This is a genomic window from Bacillus pretiosus (assembly GCF_051294775.1).
GTDB lineage: Bacteria > Bacillota > Bacilli > Bacillales > Bacillaceae_G > Bacillus_A > Bacillus_A wiedmannii.
Window position 1 is genome coordinate 1 of the sequence record NZ_JBPPHF010000314.1, and the last position, 295, is coordinate 295.

The 295-nt window shown below is 31.5% G+C and carries 1 protein-coding gene; it reads left to right on the plus strand.

Annotation, left to right across the window (positions count from 1 at the left end; translation table 11 throughout):
* Positions 1 to 295, plus strand: a 295-nt coding sequence (locus ACSG5Z_RS31035) for a class I SAM-dependent methyltransferase (RefSeq protein WP_503827193.1), incomplete at both ends; no start/stop codon positions are given.

Consider the following 295-nt stretch of genomic DNA (forward strand, 5'->3'; position numbering starts at 1 on the left):
CAGTTGAGCTAGTACGAGAGTTAGTTATGTTTGCGAAAGAACATTCTACTAATGATTTTGATATTCATTGCGCTGATTTTTATAAAATAAATTTTGAAGATAAGTTTGATGTTGTTAGTTATTTAGACGGATTTGGTGTAGGATCAGATGATGAGCAATTGATTCTATTAAAACGGATTAAAAACTGGATGAAGGAAGATGGATGTGCACTTATTGATATTTATCAACCATTGTATTGGAAAAAGGTAAGTGGACAAGAAATGTCTTTAAGCTCAGCTATGCGAAAATACGAATA